This is a genomic window from Kitasatospora sp. NPDC059088 (genome assembly GCF_042738155.1).
Taxonomy (GTDB): Bacteria; Actinomycetota; Actinomycetes; order Streptomycetales; family Streptomycetaceae; genus Kitasatospora.
The window spans coordinates 1-3,485 of record NZ_JBHYGR010000266.1 but is presented as its reverse complement, the minus strand read 5'-3'; the positions used below and the strand labels follow the sequence as shown (position 1 = coordinate 3,485).

The 3,485-nt window shown below is 69.3% G+C and carries 2 protein-coding genes, 1 pseudogene and 1 CRISPR repeat array; of the genes and pseudogenes, 2 read left to right on the top strand and 1 reads right to left on the bottom strand.

Features of this window, described 5'->3' with window-relative positions; all coding sequences use genetic code 11:
- Nucleotides 1-91: 91 nt before the first annotated feature.
- Both ACFWXO_RS45090 and ACFWXO_RS45085 read left to right on the top strand, forming a co-directional pair.
- Nucleotides 92-847 (top strand): annotated as a pseudogene (locus tag ACFWXO_RS45090) (IS5 family transposase); the annotation flags it as partial.
- Nucleotides 848-1,018: 171 nt separating this feature from the next.
- A complete protein-coding gene (locus ACFWXO_RS45085; protein ID WP_380533006.1) occupies nucleotides 1,019-1,513 on the top strand; it encodes a hypothetical protein in 495 nt (164 codons plus the stop codon).
- Here ACFWXO_RS45085 and ACFWXO_RS45080 read toward each other — a convergent pair.
- Nucleotides 1,479-2,261 carry an IS5 family transposase gene (locus ACFWXO_RS45080; RefSeq protein WP_380533003.1) on the bottom strand — a complete coding sequence of 261 codons (783 nt, stop codon included), beginning with the start codon at nucleotides 2,259-2,261 and terminating at the stop codon, nucleotides 1,479-1,481. The two genes, ACFWXO_RS45085 and ACFWXO_RS45080, sit on opposite strands and share 35 nt — an antisense overlap.
- A gap of 277 nt (nucleotides 2,262-2,538) precedes the next feature.
- A CRISPR array of direct repeats spans nucleotides 2,539-3,217; the repeat unit is 29 nt; unit sequence GTTGCTACCCCTCCCAGGGGCGATGAGGC.
- Between the last annotated feature and the right edge of the window lie 268 nt (nucleotides 3,218-3,485).

Sequence of the window (3,485 nt, the reverse complement as noted above, 5' to 3'; positions counted from 1 at the left end):
CAACACTAACCCCCCACCCGATCTCCCGTGTGCGGGGGGGCGCTATTATGTCGTCCCGCCCGCCGGGGGGGGGGGGGGGCCCCGGTGCCCCCCCCCCCCCCCCGACCGACGACACCGCCATCCCGGGAGACATCGCGTTCCGGACAGGAAAGCCCTCGCCGGCATCATGTACGTGCTGCGGACCGGTGTCGCCTGGCGCGACGTCCCTACCGAGACCGTGGGCTGCTCCGGTGTCACGGCCTGGCGCCGGCTGCGGGACTGGACCGAGGCCAACGTCTGGCCCCGCCTGCACACCGCCCTGCTGGCCGAACTGCGTCGTGCGGACCTTGTGGACCTGGACGACTGCGCTGTGGACGGATCCCATATCCGGGCGCTCAAAGGCGGGGATCACGTCGGCCCCTCGCCCGTCGACCGCGGCCGCCCCGGCTCCAAGCACCACCTGATCGTCGACCGCCTCGGAACCCCGCTCGCCGCGACGCTCACCGGCGGGAATCGCCACGACGTCACCCAGCTCCTGCCGCTGCTGGACGCGGTCCCGCCCATCCGAGGCGTGCGGGGACGGCCCCGACGCAAGCCCCGACGCCTGTACGCGGACCGCGGCTACGACTTCGACAAGTACCGCCGCCTGCTGTGGAAGCGCGGCATCAAGCCAGTGATCGCCCGACGCGGCGTCGCCCACGGTTCCGGGCTGGGAAAGGTGCGCTGGGTCGTAGAGCGCGCCTTCGCCTGGCTGCACCAGTCCAAACGGCTCCGGACCCGTTACGAACGGCGTGCCGACCTTCACCAGGGACTACTCAACCTCGCCTGCGGCATCATCTGCCTCCGGCGCCTTCGAAAGTCATTTTGAAACGATCAGTAAAAGGGTGATGAGGCTTCGGCGCCTTCGCGCTGACCCTCGGCTCTAAGAAGCCGTTGTCTTTCCGAGAATGATGGGTGCGTTTCCCCTGGTCAGGGATAGGGCGGGTGCTTCGGCGGCAGGGACGGGGTGTTGTGTCGTCTCTTCGGTGGAGGTGCCGGGGTGCCGTCGGTGATGGGGTTGCTGGAGGAGCGTGAACGTGCCGCTCGGCAGCGGGTGGAGGCCCTCCAGGCCGAGCTGCGGGAGGCGGAGACCGCGTGGGAGCGGTTCGTGATCGCCCGTGAGACGGTCGGCGAGGTCCTGGCGGAACCTCGTGGACACGAGGAGGTGCCGCCGGCCGTCGTGGGCGGCGGGCGGCCGGTTCAGGTCGCGGCGGCGGTGCCCGGTTCGGTGGTGCCGCACTGGCGGGAAGGGCTAGCTGCGACGGTGCTGGCGCCGGACTACCAGCGGATCATGGACGTCCTGGCCGGTGGGAGCAGGGCGGGCGGGGAGGCGATGGACTGCCGGCAGCTCGCCGTGGCGCTCGGACTGGAGGCGGTTCCCGGGAAGGTCGAGGGGGTGCGGTCGAAGGCGAAGCGCCTGACCGCGCGGGGCTGGCTGGCAGAGGACCGCCCGGGACTTTTCAGCGTGCCCGCCGAGCGAGCCGGCGGCTCATGACCATGCTCATCGACCATCGGATCACCGCCTCCGAGCTGTCGGTGCGCGTCTCGTAGTCGCGGGCCAGGCGGCGTGAGCGCATCAGCCACGCGAACGTCCGCTCGACCAGCCACCTCTTGGGCAGCACGGTGAACCCGGTCACGTCGTCGCTGCGTTTGACCACCGTCAGCGCGATCCGCAGGACGTCGCGGGCGAGGTCGACCAGGCGTCCGGTGTAGCCGCCGTCGGCCCACACCAGTGCGATGCGCCAATGCCGTTCGCGCAGCCGGGCCAGCAACGTCCGGCCGGCCTCACGGTCGGTGACCGATGCGGCGGTGACCATCACCGTCAGCAGCAGCCCAAGAGTGTCCACCACGATGTGCCGCTTGCGGCCGTTCACCTTCTTCCCGCCATCGAACCCCCTGCTCGCGGCCGGCACCGACGCGGCCGCCTTCACCGACTGCGCGTCGATGACGCCCGCCGTCGGCTCCCGGTCACGGCCCGCCGCCTCGCGGATCCGCTCACGCAGCCGGTCGTGGAACTCGCCGACCAGGCCCTTGTCCCGCCAGCGCCGGAAAAACGCGTAGACGCGGTCCCACGCGGGGAAGTCCGAGGGCATCGCCCGCCAGGTGATGCCGCCCGCGACCAGGTAGCGCACAGCGTCGACCATCTGCCGGTGGCAGTAGCCCTCCGGCTGCCCGCCGCGGCCCTCCAGCCAGCCGGGGACCGGCATCGCGTCGCGCACGACGGCCCACTCCGCGTCGCTCATGTCGGACGGGTACCTCGGTCGCCTGTGCGGCCGGTCCCCTGCGTTCCCGAACCGGTGAGCGAGGCAATCACACGTCAGGGAAGCCGAGTTGGACGACATCGGCGCTGACACGGAAGACTGCAGCACCAGGGGCCTCCTGTTGCTCGGTTGGATTCGACACCCACGAGCTGTGCGGGAGGCCCCGCTTCCATGCCCGGCCAGCCAGAAGCTCACCCGACCGAGTCGACCACCTCGAACTCACGCTCACCGAGATCGATAGAGCAACGGCCACTAAGGGATTGCTACCCCTATGAGGGGCGATGAGACCTGCGGCCGGTCCTCCGAGACGACGACGCCGATCTGGTTGTTGCCCCTCCAAGGGGCGAAGAGACCAGACAAGCGCCCGTGAACGCCTGGACCCACCACACGTTGTTACCCCTCCGAGGGGCGATGAGACGCTGAACCTCCACGGACCCCTGATCATGGGCATCGTGTTGCTACCCCTCCCAGGGGCGATGAGGCGTGGCAGCCAGGGGACATCCTGCGGGTGCGGGTCCGGTTGCTACCCCTCCCAGGGGCGACGAGACGCTCGCCTCTGGCTGGACCAGCATGGTCATCGCCACGTTGCTACCCCTCCCAGGGGCGATGAGGCGTGGGGTACCGCGAACTACCATACTCCCGCGCTGGTGTTGCTACCCCTCCCAGGGGCGATGAGGCCTGGGTCAACGCGACGACCGGCCTGGCCGTCATCGTGTTGCTACCCCTCCCAGGGGCGATGAGGCGACGCTTACCGCCTACTACAAGGGTGGCCTGGAGGGGTTGCTACCCCTCCCAGGGGCGATGAGGCTGGGTGCTGCGTGACCTGATCGCCGCCCGCCAGAAGTTGCTACCCCTCCCAGGGGCGATGAGGCACGGCTGGGGAGACGTCCTCGACTGGGACACCAGTACGTTGCTACCCCTCCCAGGGGCGATGAGGCCCGATGGTAAAGCTGCAGGTCAGAGGCCAGATGTGACTGGTCAGTGAGCCGGGCTCTGCAGTGGGGGTCCGGTGATGCTGTTGGCCACGTCGTGGCGCTGCAGTGCACAGCTTGGCGTTGGTCTGGGTGGCCTTGTTCAACGGTACGGCATCGCGTGCTGCCCGGGGTCGTGAGTGACTGTGCGCAATCTTGTGACGGCTGTCAGTGGTGCAGTTTAGGGTCCTGGACTGTGCGGCTGGTGGTTCGTCAGCTTGCTGGTTTGTCATGC